Raw genomic sequence first — 17659 nt, forward strand, 5'->3', positions numbered from 1 at the left:
GGCTCAGGCAGTTGGCTGCAACGCCAGCTGCACCGCGCCGTCCACACTCAACCCGCTGATCAACACCTGGGGCGCGCACGCCTCAGGCAGCGTCTGCAACACCTCCTGTGCCTCATGCCTTACGCGGGCCAGCACCAGGCACTTGCCCTCCCCTTGCACCTGCACGAAAAACGCCTGCAAAGCCTCGATACTGGTGCCGTCCAGGTCCGGGGACTCTTCCAGGCTCAGCACCACGCTGTGAACCGGTGACGACGCGCGCCGCATCAAGCGCAACACCGCTCCCAGCACCCGCTCGGCATTCGCGAAAAACAGCGCTTCGCTGGGACGCACGATCAGCACACCCGGAATCTGTTCGGCACCTGGATGATGCTGCAGGTCGACAAAATCGTGCCCGCCATCGATGCGCCCCAACTCACGAACATCCGCCGACGACATCTGCCGCAGCATCAGCACCACGCTGATGCCCACCGCCACCAGCAAACCATCCAGTACGCCAAGCACCAGCACGGCGGCCACCGCGCAAATCACCAGCAGCCGGTCGCGGCGCCAGGAGAAATAGCGGCCCAAGGGTTGCAGGCTCAAGCCACGGCCCAAGGCATAAATGACGATGGCCGCCAGTACCGGCTCCGGCGTCAATGCCACCAGCGGCAACACCGTCAGCACGATGGCCAACACCACCAGCGCCGCCACCGCTCCAGCCAACCGGGAGTTGGCGCCTGCCGCTTCGTTAGCCGACGTCGCCGAATACCCGGCACCCGCAGGCATGCCCTGAAACAGCCCGGACAACAGGTTCGCAGCCCCCAACGCCAGCAAGTCACGGTTGGATGACACCCGGTCGCCATGCTTGAGGGCGAAAGAACTGATGGAGCCGTAGGACTCGGCGTAAAGAATCATCACCATGGCAAACGCCAGCTCCCCGAGGCGCAACCAGTCGGCAAACGGCAACACCGGCAAGTGCGCAAACTCCAGGCGCAGGTCAATCACCCCGATCAACGCCACACCATGGGCCTGCAAATCCAGGCACTGACCGGCGGCAATCCCGAGGATCACCACCAGCAAACCGCCCGGCAGGCGCCGGACTCGCGCGCACAGCCACAGTAATAGCAGCGCGACAGCCGCCACCGCAGCGGCGGCCCAGTTCCAGCGCGGCAGTTGCTCCAGGAGCTGAGGCAGGAAGCGAATCAGGTTGTTGTCGGTCAGGTGCACTCCGACCACGCTGGCCAGTTGCTTGAGGATGATGGTCAGCGCCAGGCCAAAGGCAAAGCCACGCAGCACCGGCTTGGCGATAAACGAGGTCAGGCCGCCCAGCTTGAGCAACCCGGCCAGCAGGAAAAAGGCTCCGGTCACCAGCACCAGGCCCATCGCCAGGCTCAGCCTGAGTGCCGGATCGTCGCCGGCCAGACTCGCGGTGGCGGCCGCCAGCACAGCGGCCGAGGACGAGGTGGCGGAGACAATCGCGAAGCGGCTGGTGCCAAACAGGCCGTAACACAGCAACCCGGCGAACAAGGCGATCACGCCCGCCTGGGGCGGCAATGCGGCGATGCTGGAATAGGCCACGGCCTCAGGCAGCAGCAGGCCGGCGATGGACAGCCCGGCCAGCAAGTCTTGTGCACGATTCGGCGTGGTGTCGCTCTCAGGCTTGGTGATCAATCCTTAATTCCCTGGCAAAAAAAACGGCCAATCCGCAGTCTGCGAATTGGCCGTGATCATTGCATTGAAACGGGGTGCTGTCAGGACACCAACGAGTAAATCAGCGCGGTAATCGCCACCAGGCCCACCGCCGTCACAAACACGTTGGACGCCTGCCCACGGTACTTGGCCATGGCCGGTACCTTGCGGATCGCGTACATCGGCATCAGGAACAGGATCGACGCAATGATCGGCCCGCCCAGGGTCTCGATCATGCCGAGGATGCTCGGGTTCAGGGTGGCGACGATCCAGCACACCACCAGCATGAACGCGGCGGTCATGCGGTCCAGGGTCTTGGCAGCCGGACGACGGCCGCTTTTCAGCACCAGGCCCTTGAGGCCTTCACTGGCGCCGATGTAGTGGCCCAGGAACGACTTGGCAATCGCCACGAACGCGATCAGCGGCGCGGCAAACGCGATGGTCGGGTTGCTGAAGTGGTTGGCCAGGTACGACAGGATCGACAGGTTCTGCGCCTTGGCTTCGGCCAGTTGCGCAGGCGACAGGGTCAACACGCAGCTGAACACGAAGAACAGCACCATCACCACCATCAGGATGTGCGCCCGGGACAGGATCTGCGAGCTGCGCTCCTCGGCGTGTTCGCCGTACTGGCGCTTCTGGTCCACCGCAAAGGCCGAGATGATCGGCGAGTGGTTGAACGAGAACACCATCACCGGAATCGCCAGCCACAAGGTGTGCAGCAGCGCCGAAGGGGCCGGCACCGTGCTGGCGGTGCTGAGGATGCCACCGTTCCAGTGCGGCACCAGGTACACGGCGAGGAACAGCAAGGCGACGATAAACGGATACACCATCAGGCTCATGGCCTTGACGATCACCTGCTCGCCGCAACGCACCACGGCCAGCAGGCCGAGGATCAGCACCAGCGACAGGATCGCCCGGGGCGGCGGCGCAATGTGCAGTTGATGCTCCATGAAGCTGCCGACGGTGTTGGTCAGCGCCACGCTGTAGATCAGCAGGATCGGGAAGATCGCGAAGAAGTACAGCAAGGTGATCGCGGCACCGGCCTTGAGGCCGAAATGTTCCTCGACCACGTCGGTGATGTCCGAGCCTTCCCGGCCCGAGAGCACAAAGCGGGTCAGGCCGCGGTGAGCGAAAAACGTCATCGGGAACGCCAGTACCGCGAGGATCATCAGCGGCCAGAAACCGCCAAGGCCGGCGTTGATAGGCAGGAACAAGGTGCCGGCGCCGATGGCCGTACCGAACAGGCCGAGCATCCAGGTGGTGTCCTCGCGGCTCCAGCTTGTGAGGGTTGCAGGTGTCGTTGCGTAGCGTTCGTCGACGCTATTGGCCTGATCATTCATCCGTTCGGATCTCCGCATTCACTCAGTCGGGACGAGTCAGAAAAACCTGACAGGCAGCGCCTCGACCGAAACAGGGGCGCGATTGTCCGGGATTCGCTTGAATAAGCAAAGACTTAGCTGAGGAATGGTTGTGCGGAGCAGAGGGTTGAAGGTGATTTTTACGCCTTTAATTTTACATTTCATAAGAAATCTATTTTATAAATGCCTACCGTCATGTATTTTTAAGCCACGCCTCTCACTGGAATCACTGCCATGCCAATCGTGCGCATCGACCTTCGGAAAAACCCCGACGTCACCTACGCCAAACGCGTCGGTGTCCTGATCTACAACGCCATGCACACCGCGATTGGCGTGCCCGAGCACGATAATTTCCAGATCCTCACCGAGCATGATGAGCACCACTTCATCTATGACCCGGAGTATCTGGGCATCCAGCGCACCGACAACCTGGTGATCATCCAGATCACCCTGAATGAAGGCCGCAGCACCGAGCAGAAAAAGCTGCTGTACAAGACCATCGCCGAAAGTCTGAACCGTGAACTCGCGGTGCGCCTGGAAGACGTGTTTATCAGCCTGGTGGAGGTCAAGAAGGAAAACTGGTCGTTCGGCAACGGGATTGCGCAGTACGCCAGCTAAACGTTTTATGATGCCGCCCATTCCTGCCACAACCTGATCCAGAGAGCCTTCGATGCCACGCGTGTCCCGCAAACAAGCCGAACTCAACCGCGAAATCATCGTCGAGGCCGCCACGCGACTGTTTCGTGAACGGGGCATCCATGGCATCAGCGTGTCGGACGTAATGGCGGCTGCCGGCCTGACCCATGGCGGTTTCTACGGGCACTTCGAGTCCCGCGAGGCGCTGGCCACGGAAGCCTGCAACCGGGCGTTCGAGCAATCGAGCCTGCGCTGGCAAGCGCGGGTCGAGCAAAGCCCTGACCCCGAGACTGCGCGCCTGGCACTGATCGATCCGTACCTCACGGCCGCCAATCGCGACAACCCCGGGGACAGTTGCCCGGTGGCGGCGTTTGCCGGGGAAATGTGCCATGAAGCGCCCGACAGCGCGCTGCAACGCAGCTTTATCCAGGGTTTTGAAGAGTCCATGGGGATCCTGGCCGCTACCCAGGCTACCGGCACACCCGAAGGTGACCGGCAGGCCGCCATTGCCCAGTACACGATGATGGTCGGCGCCCTGACCCTGGCCCGTGCGACCAAAGGCGACAGCCTGTCCGAGGAGTTCCTCGCCGCCGCCAGAAATATCCTGCTCCCGGAAAAAAACCTCGTCTGATGCGTTGACAGCCAAACGCCAGCGCCAGCATGATCGGCCCATGAACCTTATCCAGCTGGCCCTCACCCGTACCACTACCACGACCGCTTATGGCGGGTCGTGTGGTAGCGGTGAGTGGCGCGCAAACTAAGCCACCCAGGTTTACCCAAGGCCCCGCCAGCAATGGACGGGGCCTTTTTATTGCTCCGCCCGTCTGGCAACTACAAGGAGCAACACCATGCCTGAAGCCAAGCGCCCCGCCCTGCTGGTCATCGACATGCAGACCGGTCTATACGACGGCCCGGAAAAACCCCACGAACGCCAGCGCGTACTCGACACCATCAACTCATTGATTCAGCGAGCCCGCCTAGCCGGCGTACCGATTTTCGCCGCACGTCACACCGGCCCTGCGGGCTCGCCCATCGAGTCGGGCAGCCCGCTCTGGCAGCTATGGCCGGCGCTGGAGGTGGATGAAGCCCGCGACACGGTGTTCGATAAATCCAGGCCCAGCTGTTTCCTCGGCACCGGGCTGGCACAACAACTGGCGGCGTCACAGGTGAATGAGCTGGTGATCGTCGGGATGAAAACCCAGTACTGCATCGACACAACGTGCCGGGTTGCCGTCGAACTGGGGTTCTCGGTGGTGCTGCCGGAGGATGGTCACACGTGCATGGACACGCCGGCGTTAACGGCCGAGGCGATTATCGAGCATCACAACGCCACGTTGGCCGGGGCGTTTGTGAAACGTGTTAAGGCGGCAGATATCTGCTTTTAACATCCTCTCCGGAGCGCCCGCTGGAGTATCAATACCCAGCGGGCGTCGGATTTTTCTTCACCTGGCGCGGGGTTCATACCGACAAAATGTCGCATACTGAACCCCTCAAACCCTTCAGGAAGAGCCCTCGCATGCCCGTCACCGTTCTGGTCCTGGTTGAAACCATCAACGACTACCTGCCGATTATCGAAGGCAACGGCTTTCACGTGATCCTCGCGCCGACCCCGGCCGAGCGCGCCAAGGCGATCAAGACCCACGGCGGGCAGATCCAGGCGGTACTGACCCGTGGCCCGCTGGGCCTGTACGCCGAGGAAATCGCCGCGCTGCCGGTGCTGGAGATCATCTGTGTGATCGGCGCCGGTTATGAACACGTGGACCTGCAAGCCGCCAGCAACCGGGGCATTGTGGTCACCAATGGCGCCGGTGTGAATGCGCCATCGGTGGCCGACCATGCCATGGCCCTGCTGCTGTCGCTGGTGCGTGACATTCCCCGGGCAGACGCGGCGGTGCGGCGCAGCGAATGGCCCAAAGTCATGCGCCCTTCCCTGGCCGGCAAACAGATGGGGATTCTCGGGCTGGGCGCCGTGGGCCTTGAGATCGCCAAGCGCGCGGCCCTGGGGTTTGGCATGGAGGTGAGTTATCACAACCGCCAGCCCCGCGATGATGTGGACTACACCTACTGCGCCACCGCCGTGGAACTCGCGCGGGCCTCGGACTTTCTGATCCTGGCCACGCCCGGTGGCACCAGCACGCGGCATTTGATCGACCGCCAGGCCCTCGACGCGCTGGGGCCCAACGGTTTCCTGGTGAACATCGGCCGCGGCAGCGTGGTGGTCACCGCCGACCTGATTACCGCCCTGGAGCAGCGCCGCATCGGCGGCGCGGCACTGGATGTGTTCGACGATGAACCCAAGGTGCCGGATGCCTTAAAGCGCTTGAGCAATACCATACTCACGCCTCACGTCGCCGGCCTGTCACCGGAAGCTGCCCATGACACCGTGCAGCGCGTGGCAGACAACCTGTTGGAATACTTCGCCGGGCGCCCCGTGCTGACCCCCGTGATGTTGCCGCCAAAAAAATAATGGCTAATAGCCAGCAACCATTCAAATCCTGACTAAACTGTTTGCGGGAGTGCTCAGGACGCTGGTACTGGACCGGCGAAGGAACGCAGGATGGTTTGCCATGGACCCGGCCCGGCCCGCCAACGCGGTGCGATAGGTTTGGTGGGCGCGATGACCCTCGGCATCGCGCTGTTGTTCCTGTTGCTGGTGGTCGACAGCGGCCGGTTGTACCTGGAAAAGCGCAAGCTGCAACGCGTGGCCGACACCGCAGCGCTTGAGGTGGTGAGCCGCGGGGGCGCCTGCTTGACCCCGAATACCAACGCCCCACAGTTTGCGATACAAAGCGCGGCCCGCAATGACTTCCCGATCGACGACAACCGTACCCTGAGCACCGCCTGTGGCACGCTGGTCACCGGCGCTGACTTCATCCGCACCTTCTCCCCCAATCCCTCCAAGGCCGATGCGATCCAGGTCATTGCTACCCATCGCGTGGTCACCAGCATCGCCAACGGCCTTTTCATGCTGTTCGCCCCAGGCCCGTTCAACCCGACGATTCAATTGCGCGCAGTGGCTGTGGCCGCCGTGCCCGCACCACCGGTGGCGGTGCTGACCATCCGCAGCACGCTGCTGACCGTAGACAGCACCAAGTCCGCAGCGCTCAACGCCTTGATCGGTGGGCTGCTGGGGGGCAAATTGCAACTCGACGCATTGGGCTGGGAAGGTTTGATCAAGGCCAATATCAACCTGCTCGGTTACCTGGACGCCCTGGCGATTCGGCTTAACGTCAGCGCCGGCAATTACGACGAACTGCTCAAGACCGACGCCAGCGTCGGCGACCTGATTCAAGCTGCGATTGATGTGCTCAAGCTGGGGGGCGATGCGGTCAAGGTGGTGATCAATAACCTGGAAGCGATCAAGCTGATTGCCCCCGGCACCAAGATCCTGCACCTGGGCGACCTGCTGAGCATCCAGAACGGCACCGACAAAAGCGCCCTGGACGTCAACCTGCAACTGTTCAATCTGATTCAGGGGTTTGTGCAACTGTCAAACAAGTACAACGCCGTGGCGGTGGAGTTGCCGATCGATGTATTGGGCCTGCTGAATATCACAGTCAAGACCAAGGTGATTGAACCGGCGCAGGTTTCCGCCATTGGCAACCCGAAGCTGATCGCCACCCAGCCGATCTATGTCAGGACCGCGCAAGTCAGGACGTTGATCTCCGTCAAACTGCCGGTAATCGACGGACTGAACGGAATTATCAGCACAATAACGGGGCTGGTGGGTGGCTTGTTGGGTGGTTTCCTGGACCCGGCAATCGGCTCGCAAATTGATGTTGCCCTGGAGGCTGCCAGCGGCAGCAGCAGCGTCACCGGTTACAGTTGCACGAGCGCTGCGGACAAATCGTTGTCGGTTGTGGGCACTACCTCTGCCGTGCGGTTGATGGTGGGCCAGATCGATCCGAAGAACCTGTTTTCCTCCACTGAACCCCTGAAGGTCAATGAATTTGCGCTGCTGGACCTGGGCGAAAAAACCTGCAGCAAGGGTGTGTGTGACCGGGAGCCATATGCCGTCGGCGGTATCAGCCTGAAGGTCGACAGCAGCGTGGCCAAGACCACCCGAAACCATACCTACCTGTCGCCACCCGAGGTAAAAAGCCCGCCGGATTACTTCAGTTTCAGCTCCAACAACGTCGTGGGCAGCCTGGCCAACACCCTCAACGGCATCCAATTGATCAACCATCCACCCACCAAGGGCGGGCTGCTGGGGTTGGTGCTGAGCCTGGTCGTCGGGCTGTTGACGACGGTGCTCAACCTCGTCAGCACTACGGTCTCCGCCCTGCTCGGCCCACTCCTCGACCCACTGGTCAACAACCTCCTCGCCGGCCTGGGCATCGACCTGGCAAAAGTCGAGATCGGTGCCAACCTGTCCTGCAACCCAAGCGGGCGTGCAATTCTGGTGATCTGAGCACATCAGGCCCGCTGATCATCGGCCAACACGCTAACCTATTAAGCCGCCCCAACCTTGTGGCTGGGCGGCTACGCGCATTAGATTAGCCAATAGTCCAAGGCCTTAAGAATAAGCAGAAGGGATAAGCATGGCGCTTAATGACCAATCGACCCAGATTCGCCCCGGCGAAGAACTTGATGCCAGCCTCATCGATCCCTACCTCAAGGCCCATATTCCGGGCTTGAGCGGCAGCGTCAACATCAGCCAGTTTCCGGGAGGCGCCTCCAACCTGACGTACCTGCTGGAATACCCCGGCCAGGAATTCGTGCTGCGCCGCCCGCCCTTTGGCCACAAGGCCAAGTCCGCCCACGACATGGGCCGCGAATACCGGATTCTCAACCAGCTCAAGGACGGTTTCCCGTATTGCCCCAAGGCCTACGTGCACTGCACCGACGAGTCGGTGATCGGCGCCGAGTTCTACGTGATGGAGCGCGTCAACGGCATCATCCTGCGCTCGGACCTGCCGCCGGAGCTGGGCCTGGATGCGGCGAAAACCGAAGCCTTGTGCAAAAGCTTTATCGACAAGTTCGTCGAGCTGCATCAGGTGGACTACATCGCCTGCGGCCTGGCCGACCTGGGTAAGCCCGAGGGTTACGTGGAGCGCCAGATTCGCGGCTGGAGCGATCGCTACGAAAAAGCCCTGACCCCTGACGCACCGAGCTGGGAAGCCGTGCGTGCCTGGCTCAACGACAAGATGCCAGCCGATCACCCCACCTCGAGCATCGTCCACAACGACTATCGCTTCGACAACGTGATCCTCGACCCGCATAACCCGATGCAGATCATCGGTGTGCTCGACTGGGAACTGACCACCCTCGGCGACCCGCTGATGGACCTGGGCAACACCCTCGCCTACTGGATCGAAGCGGCCGACCCGGCCCCGGTGCAGCTGATGCGCCGCCAGCCGAGCAACGCCCCCGGCATGCTCACCCGCCGCCAGTTCGTCGACTACTACGCCGAGCGCTCCGGGATCCAGATCGACAATTTCGACTTCTACTACACCTACGGCCTGTTCCGCCTGGCCGGCATCGTGCAGCAGATCTACTACCGCTTCTTCCATGGCCAGACCCAGGACAAACGCTTTGCGCAGTTCATCCACATGAACAAGCTGCTGGAGCAGATGAGCCTGAATGTCATCAAACAGTCTTCCCTCTGACCCTCTTCAAGGAAAAACCATGTCCAAGACTCAACTGTTCGACCTCGACGGCAAGATCGCTTTCGTTTCCGGCGCCAGCCGCGGTATTGGTGAGGCGATTGCCAAATTGCTGGCCCAGCAAGGCGCCCACGTGATCGTGTCGAGCCGCAAGATCGATGGCTGCCAGCACGTGGCCGATGCGATCATCGCCGACGGCGGCAAGGCCACGGCCATTGCCTGCCATATTGGCGAAATGGAACAGATCACGAATGTCTTCGCCGCGATCCGCGAACAGTTCGGCCGCCTGGATATCCTGGTCAACAACGCCGCCACCAACCCGCAGTTCTGCAATGTACTGGACACCGACCTGGGCGCGTTCCAGAAGACCGTCGATGTGAACATTCGCGGCTACTTCTTCATGTCGGTGGAAGCCGGCAAGCTGATGCGCGAGAACGGTGGCGGCAGCATCATCAACGTGGCATCCATCAACGGGATATCGCCGGGCGTGTTCCAGGGCATCTACTCGGTGACCAAGGCGGCCGTGATCAACATGACCAAGGTTTTCGCCAAGGAATGCGCGCCGTTCGGCATTCGTTGCAACGCGCTGCTGCCGGGGCTGACCGACACCAAGTTCGCCTCCGCGCTGGTCAAAAACGATTCGATCCTGAAAATGGCCCTGGCGCAGATCCCCCTCAAGCGCGTGGCCGACCCGAGCGAAATGGCCGGCGCGGTGCTGTACCTGGCCAGTGATGCATCCAGCTACACCACGGGTATTTCGCTGAACGTGGACGGTGGTTTCCTGTCCTGATCAATCGTTTGGCGGTTGTTGGCGAAACCCTACGGCCAGGCGGTTCCAGGCACTGATGCTGGACACCGCCATGGTCAGGTCCACCAGTTCCTGCTCGCTGAACTCCACCCGCATTGCCGCAAACAGTTCATCCGGCACGCTGGAGGTCGGCAGCGTGGCCACGGATTCGCTCCAGGCCAGGGCGGCCTTCTCCCTCGGGTTAAAAAACGGCGAGTCTCGCCACACGCACAATGCGAACAGCCGCCGCTCGCTCTCGCCCCGCTGACGCGCTGCCATCGAGTGCATGTCGGTGCAGAACCCGCACTGATTGAGCTGCGAAACCCGGATCCTGATCAGCTCCAGCAGGGGTTTTTCGATGGACAAGCCAAAGGTCGCCGCTTCCAGCATCAGCATGCCCTTGAGCGCTTGTGGCGAAGCGGTGTAGTAATCCAGGCGCGGTTCCATCGGTGTAGCCCCAGAGGCAAATGCAATGACTGCCCAGCCTAAAGGCCGCGTGGCATAAGCCCTATAGCCAAAATGCCGGTTTATGAGGGGACCACTTTGGCGGTACCGAGCCGCGACGGTTACGGGTAACCTTGCCAGGGATTGATCGCCTCTGGATGAAACATGGAACTGCACGTCGTCATCAATGGCCGCAAGGATCTGGCCGAACAGCTTTACCAGCAACTGCGCGCGGCCATCGAGTCGGGACAACTGGCGGCCGGCGCGCAGCTGCCGCCCAGCCGCCTGCTGGCAGAGCAATTGGGCGTGTCGCGCAAGACAGTGTCCGACACCTACGCCACCCTGACCTATGAAGGCCTGCTGGTGGGCAAGATCGGCCGTGGCACCTTCGTCAACGCCCGGGCGCCGCGCTCCGAGCGCTTGCAAACCGCCACAGACCTGGCCTGCGCCGCCAACCTCGCCAAGTGGCAATCACTGCCTTCCCCCATGCGCCACCCAACCCGGGACGGCACCTTGCGTTGCGAGTTTATCGGGGGTGCCACCACCCGCAGCCAGTTTCCCCAGGAAGAATGGCGCCGCTGCACCCAGGACGCCTTGCGCCGCATCGCCCAGAACAGCGGTTACTACAGCCAGCCTGAAGGTTTGCCGGCCTTGCGCAATGCGATCGCCGGGCATATTGCGTTTTCCCGCGGGGTCAAATGCCGGGATGACGACATCGTGGTCACCAATGGGGCTCAGCAGGCGCTGGACCTGATCGCCCGCGTGGTGCTGGAACCCGCAAGCATCGTTGCCATGGAAGACCCCGGCTACACCCCGGCACGCCTGATGTTCAACGCGGTGGGCGCTACGGTGGTGGGCGTGCCGGTCGACGAACAGGGCATCCAGGTAGAGCTGATTCCCGACGGCACCCGGCTGATCTATGTGACGCCGTCCCACCAGTTTCCCCTGGGCATGCCGATGAGCCTGGCGCGCCGCGAGGCGTTGCTGGCGCGGGCGTTCGAGCTGGGCGCAATCATCATCGAAGACGATTACGACAGTGAGTTTCGCTACGAGGGGCGCCCCACCGATTCGCTGCAAAGCATGGACACCCGGGGTGTCGTCACCTACGTCGGGACCTTCTCCAAAACCCTGCTGCCAGAGCTGCGCCTGGGTTATGCGGTGCTGCCGCCGGCGATTTTTGGCGCAGTGCTCAAGGCCAAGCAACTGACCGACCAACACAGCTCCACCCTGCCGCAATGGGCCCTGGCCAAGTTCATCAGCGAAGGCTATCTGCTCAAGCATATTCGTCGTTGCCATACCGTGTACGCGGGGCGCCGGGAGCGCATTCTCAAGCGCCTGGCCACAGACCTGTCGCCGTGGTTCGAAGCGGTGCCCACCGTGGCCGGGTTCCATATGGCGGCGCTGTGCAAGGTGCCGGTAAATATCCCGCTGCTGATGGAGCTGGCCCGCAAGGTCGAGGTCGGCCTGTATCCCTTGAGCGTGTTCTTCCATGAAGCGCCGGTGCGCGACGGTTTGATCATTGGCTTCGGCGCCATTGAAACCCTGGATATCGACCCCGCGCTGGACAAGGTACGCGACATCCTGCAAGAGATTGGCTGAGGGATTTTCCGGCGGATTGGTTATTGGTCGCCCCATGACCTGCGCGTAGGGTGAAGGGGTCTAAAACTTCCCGGAAGCATCGCCATGAAAATACTGCTCGGCACCACCCTGTTGCTGGCCTCGTTAAGCGCCTTTGCCCACGACCCGGTTTACAACCAGGAAAAGATCAACGTCCTGCAAGAGCATGCCCTGACCAACGTGCCGGGCAAGAAAACCATCATGCTCACCGTGGACTACGCCCCGGGCCAGGCCACCGTGCCCCACAGCCACACCGGCACGGCCGTGGCCTATGTGCTGGAAGGTGCAATCACCTCGCGGGTCAACGATGAGAAGGCGATCACCTACAAGGTCGGCCAATCGTTCTATGAACCCGCCGGCTCGCGGCACTTTGAATCCAGCAATGCCAGCCAGACCCAGCCGGCGAAACTGCTGGTGGTGATGGTGATGGACGACAAGGCCGACGTGCTCACGCCGCTGCCACATTAACCGTCCTTGTGGGAGCTGGCTTGCCTGCGATAGCGGTGTATCAGACACAGTTGTGTTTGTTGACCCACCGCTATCGCAGGCAAGCCAGCTCCCACAGTTTTGACCGCGCTCAGGGGCGTTTGAAGTGGCGGCGCAGGTGTTCGATTCTTGGCCGACAGACGCAGCCTTCAAGGTGGTCGTTGACCATGCCCATCGCCTGCATCAACGCATACATGGTAGTCGGCCCCACGTAGCTCCAGCCGCGTTTTTTCAGGGCCTTGGACAAGCGCGTTGACGCAGCTGACGTGGGATTGGCCGTCCAGTACGCCAGGTCAACCCGCGCCGGCCGTTCATCGGCGGCCGGTTCAAATGACCACAGCCACGCCGCCAGCGAGCCGGTCTCATCCACCAGCTCACAGGCGCGCCGGGCGTTGTTGATGGTGGACACGATCTTGGCGCGATTACGCACAATGCCCGGATCATCCATCAGTCGCTCGATATCCCGTTCGGTGTACTGCGCCACCCGGCGAAAATCAAAGCCCTCGAACGCCCGGCGAAACGCCTCGCGCTTGCGCAGGATGGTGATCCACGCCATGCCTGCCTGAAAACCCTCCAGGCAAATCTTCTCGTACAGCGCAATGTCCTCGGCCACCGGCACGCCCCATTCATGGTCGTGGTAATGCGCGTACTCCGGCGCCGCCGTGCGCCACGTACAGCTCGTGATGCCCGCCGCGTCCGTAATCAATCCAGGAATATCCATAACTCACCTTGTGAACCGAGCCCGGATGATAAGCGAAAAAAATTCCGGGCCGCCAACCGCTCAAGCCCCGACGTTGCGAACCAACTGGTCAGACCGGGACCCACCATCCTTGTAATATTTACTTGCAGCTGGAAAAAAACGGAGCGTAGACTGGCCCCGCACTGGACATACCGGTCAGACCACAACAATTAAGCCCTGGACCCACCAGGGCACCGAATAGAGATCCTTCCCATGCTCAGATGGTGCTCGCGTTCGATTTTCCTGCAAGTCGTGATTGGCCTGGTCATCGGCATAATCTGCGGCCTCGCCCTTCCCGAATTCTCCTCGCAACTCAAACCCCTGGGTGACGGCTTTATCAAGCTGATCAAAATGCTGATTGGCCTGATCGTGTTCTGCGTGGTGGTCAGCGGGATTTCCGGTGCCGGCGACTTGAAGAAAGTCGGACGCATCGGGCTCAAGTCGGTGATCTACTTTGAAGCACTGACCACCGTGGCCCTGGTGATCGGCTTGATCATGGCCTTCAGTACCGGGATCGGCACCGGCGCCAATATCCACCTGGAACAACTCTCCTCCGCCGGCTTGAATGAACTGGCCGACAAAGGCCAACACATCAAGGGCACCAGCCAGTTCCTGATGGACCTGATCCCCAACTCGGTGATTGGCGCCTTCGCCGACAACAACGTGCTGCAGGTGCTGTTGTTTTCCGTGCTGTTTGGCAGCGCCCTGAACCTGGTGGGCGAAGCCGCCTCCGGCATCTCGCGGCTGATCAACGAGCTGAGCCACGTGATCTTCCGCATCATGGGCATGATCGTGCGCCTCGCACCCATCGGCGTGTTCGGCGCCATCGCCTTCACCACCAGCACCTACGGCCTGGATTCCCTGCAACACCTGGGCAGCCTGGTGGGCCTGTTCTACCTCACCTGTTTCATGTTCGTGGCGGTGATTCTCGGCCTGGTGATGCGCCTGTCGGGCCTGCGGATGCTGCCACTGCTCAAGTACCTGCGCGAAGAACTGTTGATCGTGATGGGCACCGCGTCCTCCGATGCGGTGTTGCCACAGATCATGCGTAAACTGGAGCACCTGGGCATCGGCAGCTCGACCGTGGGCCTGGTGATTCCCACCGGGTACTCGTTCAACCTCGATGGCTTCTCGATCTACCTGACCCTGGCCATCGTATTTATCGCCAACGCCACCGGCACGCCGCTGTCGATGACCGACCTGCTGACCATCCTGCTGGTATCGCTGATCACCTCCAAGGGTGCCCACGGGATCCCGGGATCGGCCCTGGTGATTCTGGCGGCGACGCTCACCGCGATCCCGGCGATTCCGGTGGTGGGCCTGGTGCTGGTGTTGGCAGTGGACTGGTTCATGGGGATTGGCCGGGCGCTGACCAACCTGATCGGCAACTGCGTTGCTACCGTGGCCATCGCCCGCTGGGAAAAAGACATCGATATCCAGCGCGCCAACAAGGTGCTGGACGGGCAGCAAGGGTATGCCTTCCAGGCCAAGAAGCCGGTAGTGCCCGCCCACCAGGAGTTCTGACTCTTTCCCGACAACACACCACTCCAATGTGGGAGCTGGCTTGCCTGCGATGGCGCCGGGTCAGCAAATGAATTTTTGACTGATACACCGCTATCGCAGGCAAGCCAGCTCCCACACTAGATCATCAAGGAGGCATCGACGTGATCAGCACCTCAACCGTCGTCAATTCAGTGGTAGAAAAACTGCGCGCCGCCCTGGCGAAGGGCCAGTGGCGACGCGGCGAGATGCTCCCCGGCCAACGTGAACTGGCCGAGCAACTGGGCATCAGCCGTCCGAGCCTGCGCGAAGCGGTGATCGTACTCGAAACCCTCGGCCTGGTGCGCTCCATGCCCGGCAAGGGCGTGGTGGTGCTGGAAGCCACACTCAGCGAACCCCAGGCACAGGACAGCGGCGTGGCCGACGCCAGTCTCGAAGACATCCTGCAACTGCGCTACACCCTCGAGCCCTTTATCGTCGGCCTGGTGGCTCAATCCATCAGCAGCAAGGAGGTCGGGCAACTGCGCCTGACCCTGATGGACATGCGCGAGGCCCTCGACGCCGGCGACAGCGAAGCCGGGATGAACGCCTACATCGCGTTCCACGAAGAACTGTTCGCCCTGACCTCCAACCCGATCTTCCAGAACGTGGTGCAACAAACCAGCAACGCCCTCAAGCAAAGCGCCCAGGTGCTGCGCAACTCCCCCGAGCACCTGGCGGAGCGCCTGCAGGAAAACGACGCCGTGGTGCGCGCGATCCGCAACAAGAACAGCGCCCTGGCCAGCGCCGAAATGCGCCGGCACATCCTCCAGGAAGGCTTGCGCATGGGCATTCGCTTGAACATCCCGGATGACCATCTGGGTAGCTGACTTTTTGGAGACCGCCCATGAACGCCCCTGCCCTGCAACGTAACAGCGTCGTCAATGTCCTGCCGCCGATACGCCTGGTGCCCGGCAAAAAGCTCTCGGTGGACGACATCTATCCGCGGCTGTTCGACGCCATTCTCGAACAACGCATCGCCCCGGCCAGCCGCTTTACCGAAGAAAGCCTGGGGCAGAGTTTTGGTGTGAGCCGCAGCGTGATACGCCGAGTGCTGGCGCGGCTATCGCACCAACAAGTAATCATCCTGCGGCCCAACCATCGGGCCCAGGTGGCAGCACCGGATGCCCAACAAACCCGGCAAATTCTGGAGGCCCGTCGCCTGACGGAAATCACCGTGGTGCAACTGGCGTGTGCTCACGCGAAACCGGCACAGATCCGCCAACTGCGAGAGCTGATCGCACGGGAACGCGCCTGCATTGAGCGTGACGAACGCGGCCCGGCGATTCGGCTTTCAGGGGAGTTTCACCTGCAACTGGCGGCCATCGCCGGGAATGCACCGCTGGCGCAGTTTCTCAACAGCCTGGTGCCGTTGACGTCGTTGGTGATAGCGCAGCTTGAGGCGACGGCCTGCACGTATTGCGCGTGGCAGGAGCATAGGGCGATTGTGGATGCGGTGGAGCAAGGCGACGCCGGTACCGCCGTCACCTTGATGACCCGGCATCTGGACCACCTGGAAGCCAAGCTACTTATTTCGTAGCATCGCCAATCTTGTAAAGCGAACACAAAGAAGCCCGGTATCTTTCGACACATGGTTTTGTCTACTAATCAGCCAAGCCAACTCCAGCACCGCCTGATCCGCGCCCGCCCTAGCTATGTAACGCCTGCGCCAGGTGACCTTTCCATAACCTGTATCCCGCACTGCTTGAGTGCTCTATCACAGGTATCGAAAATGTACATTGACCCAGACGTGTCGTCGAAGCTGTCCACCCTGATTACTCAATTGAATGATCAGAAGGCTTCTCTGCCGGCCCCCTTGAATGCAACGTTGGCTGAACTGACCGACGCCGCAAGGAAGATTGGAAGCGCGTTGTTTCGTCGAGGCAAAATTGACGACGCGGCATTCTATTTGACCTTCCCGGCGCTGAATGGCGACGCGCAATCGCAATACGCCATGGCCACTTGCACCGGTTATATATTCGGGGCATTTCGCTATGCGTTCCCGGAAACCCAAAAATGGCTCAGGCTTGCAGCGGCACAGAACAACGTCTTCGCCTTGATGTGGCTCGGGGACACCGAATCTCTGGCAAAAGCCAGGGAGCTGTCCATGGCGGCAGTTGCCGCTGGCAATGCCCAGGGCATGTTAAACATGTATACCCTGACCCAGGACATTGCATGGCTGACCCAGGCCGCAGCCACAGGCAACTCAAAGGCGCAATTCAAACTGGCCCAAGCCTACCGGGAACACCCGGGGCTGATGACCAACGCCGTAGAGCGCAACGCACTGATTGAAGAGATGTGCCAAAAATCTGCTGACAGCGGGTATCCACCGGCACTGTACGATCGCGTCTACCCCCAGACATCAACAGCCAGCACGCTCGAGAAGCAGCAAAGGTTTGCACAATTGGTAGCGGCGGGCGAACTGGAAGGCATACAGGAATACGGCTACGCACTGGCCGGCATGCCATGGAAAGGGGCCAAAAAAGCGCGCACCTATGGACTCGAAAAAGACTTGCCCAAAGCCCGCGCACTATTGAAATTTGCACGTGACAGAAACGTCGGTATTGAATCGGTTGATCAACTCGACGCTGACCTCGAGGAAATCTTGCACCAGATGAGTCCGAAGCAATATGACGCCTCCCTGTCCATCCTCGCTGAGTTGAACAGCAAGGTGCTGCTGGTCGCTCAATTCAATGAACCAAAAGTCGTGCTGGGTTCCGGCAACTGACCCACGGCAGCCATGCCCTCGACGTAAGCGTCCACCCAAAAAAAATCCCCG

The 17659-nt window shown here is 61.2% G+C and carries 17 protein-coding genes; 13 read left to right on the top strand and 4 right to left on the bottom strand.

Translation table 11 applies throughout. The annotated features are described in order from the left end of the window. Positions 1 to 3: 3 nt before the first annotated feature. Both V3W39_RS29665 and V3W39_RS29670 read right to left on the bottom strand, forming a co-directional pair. On the bottom strand, positions 4 to 1650 hold the full coding sequence (locus tag V3W39_RS29665; protein WP_177079461.1) for a SulP family inorganic anion transporter: 1647 nt from the start codon (positions 1648 to 1650) through the stop codon (positions 4 to 6). An 80-nt stretch (positions 1651 to 1730) separates the two neighbouring features. Next, positions 1731 to 3008 carry a serine/threonine transporter gene (locus V3W39_RS29670; protein ID WP_330213895.1) on the bottom strand — a complete coding sequence of 426 codons (1278 nt, stop codon included), beginning with the start codon at positions 3006 to 3008 and terminating at the stop codon, positions 1731 to 1733. A gap of 252 nt (positions 3009 to 3260) precedes the next feature. Between V3W39_RS29670 and V3W39_RS29675 the strand changes: the two genes are divergently transcribed. The 7 genes from V3W39_RS29675 (at position 3261) to V3W39_RS29705 (ending at position 10058) form a co-directional block, all read left to right on the top strand. Then, positions 3261 to 3644: a tautomerase family protein gene (locus V3W39_RS29675; RefSeq protein WP_003210790.1), complete on the top strand. Its 384-nt coding sequence runs from the start codon at positions 3261 to 3263 to the stop codon at positions 3642 to 3644. Between the two features lie 52 nt (positions 3645 to 3696). Further along, positions 3697 to 4293, top strand: coding sequence for a TetR/AcrR family transcriptional regulator (locus V3W39_RS29680; protein WP_177079460.1), 597 nt, complete (start codon positions 3697 to 3699; stop codon positions 4291 to 4293). 217 nt (positions 4294 to 4510) lie between these two features. Beyond that, complete coding sequence (locus V3W39_RS29685) at positions 4511 to 5047, top strand: cysteine hydrolase family protein (RefSeq protein ID WP_330213896.1); 537 nt, start codon at positions 4511 to 4513, stop codon at positions 5045 to 5047. Positions 5048 to 5178: 131 nt separating this feature from the next. Beyond that, the gene (locus tag V3W39_RS29690) at positions 5179 to 6129 is read left to right on the top strand and encodes a 2-hydroxyacid dehydrogenase (protein WP_330213897.1); all 951 of its coding nucleotides are present in this window, start codon (positions 5179 to 5181) and stop codon (positions 6127 to 6129) included. A 90-nt stretch (positions 6130 to 6219) separates the two neighbouring features. Next, positions 6220 to 8073 carry a pilus assembly protein TadG-related protein gene (locus V3W39_RS29695; protein WP_177048420.1) on the top strand — a complete coding sequence of 618 codons (1854 nt, stop codon included), beginning with the start codon at positions 6220 to 6222 and terminating at the stop codon, positions 8071 to 8073. 130 nt (positions 8074 to 8203) lie between these two features. Then, complete coding sequence (locus tag V3W39_RS29700) at positions 8204 to 9271, top strand: phosphotransferase family protein (RefSeq protein ID WP_330213898.1); 1068 nt, start codon at positions 8204 to 8206, stop codon at positions 9269 to 9271. A 19-nt stretch (positions 9272 to 9290) separates the two neighbouring features. Further along, on the top strand, positions 9291 to 10058 hold the full coding sequence (locus V3W39_RS29705; RefSeq protein WP_177048418.1) for an SDR family oxidoreductase: 768 nt from the start codon (positions 9291 to 9293) through the stop codon (positions 10056 to 10058). Here V3W39_RS29705 and V3W39_RS29710 read toward each other — a convergent pair whose 3' ends face one another. Continuing rightward, positions 10059 to 10502 (bottom strand): carboxymuconolactone decarboxylase family protein, encoded by a 444-nt coding sequence (locus V3W39_RS29710; protein WP_177048417.1) that lies wholly within the window; start codon positions 10500 to 10502, stop codon positions 10059 to 10061. Between the two features lie 162 nt (positions 10503 to 10664). On the opposite strand from V3W39_RS29710, the gene pdxR reads away from it, so the two are divergent. Both pdxR and V3W39_RS29720 read left to right on the top strand, forming a co-directional pair. Then, complete coding sequence (gene pdxR / locus V3W39_RS29715) at positions 10665 to 12098, top strand: MocR-like pyridoxine biosynthesis transcription factor PdxR (RefSeq protein ID WP_177048416.1); 1434 nt, start codon at positions 10665 to 10667, stop codon at positions 12096 to 12098. A gap of 84 nt (positions 12099 to 12182) precedes the next feature. Next, positions 12183 to 12584, top strand: a complete 402-nt coding sequence (locus V3W39_RS29720; protein ID WP_177048415.1) for a cupin domain-containing protein — start codon at positions 12183 to 12185, stop codon at positions 12582 to 12584. Positions 12585 to 12693: 109 nt separating this feature from the next. On the opposite strand, the gene V3W39_RS29725 is transcribed toward V3W39_RS29720, so the two are convergent. After that, the gene (locus V3W39_RS29725) at positions 12694 to 13323 is read right to left on the bottom strand and encodes a DNA-3-methyladenine glycosylase I (RefSeq protein ID WP_330213899.1); all 630 of its coding nucleotides are present in this window, start codon (positions 13321 to 13323) and stop codon (positions 12694 to 12696) included. Between the two features lie 231 nt (positions 13324 to 13554). Here V3W39_RS29725 and V3W39_RS29730 point away from each other — a divergent pair, with 231 nt between their 5' ends. The 4 genes from V3W39_RS29730 to V3W39_RS29745 all read left to right on the top strand — a co-directional run bounded on the left by V3W39_RS29730 (position 13555) and on the right by V3W39_RS29745 (position 17608). After that, positions 13555 to 14865, top strand: coding sequence for a C4-dicarboxylate transporter DctA (locus tag V3W39_RS29730; protein WP_177079454.1), 1311 nt, complete (start codon positions 13555 to 13557; stop codon positions 14863 to 14865). Positions 14866 to 15005: 140 nt separating this feature from the next. After that, entirely contained in the window at positions 15006 to 15710 is a 705-nt protein-coding gene (locus V3W39_RS29735) for a FadR/GntR family transcriptional regulator (protein ID WP_177048412.1), read from the top strand. A gap of 17 nt (positions 15711 to 15727) precedes the next feature. Beyond that, positions 15728 to 16420 carry a GntR family transcriptional regulator gene (locus V3W39_RS29740; protein WP_177115723.1) on the top strand — a complete coding sequence of 231 codons (693 nt, stop codon included), beginning with the start codon at positions 15728 to 15730 and terminating at the stop codon, positions 16418 to 16420. 192 nt (positions 16421 to 16612) lie between these two features. Next, positions 16613 to 17608 (top strand): tetratricopeptide repeat protein, encoded by a 996-nt coding sequence (locus V3W39_RS29745; protein ID WP_330213900.1) that lies wholly within the window; start codon positions 16613 to 16615, stop codon positions 17606 to 17608. The last annotated feature ends 51 nt before the right edge of the window (positions 17609 to 17659 follow it).

This window comes from Pseudomonas sp. Z18(2022), from assembly GCF_036346535.1.
GTDB lineage: Bacteria > Pseudomonadota > Gammaproteobacteria > Pseudomonadales > Pseudomonadaceae > Aquipseudomonas > Aquipseudomonas yamanorum_A.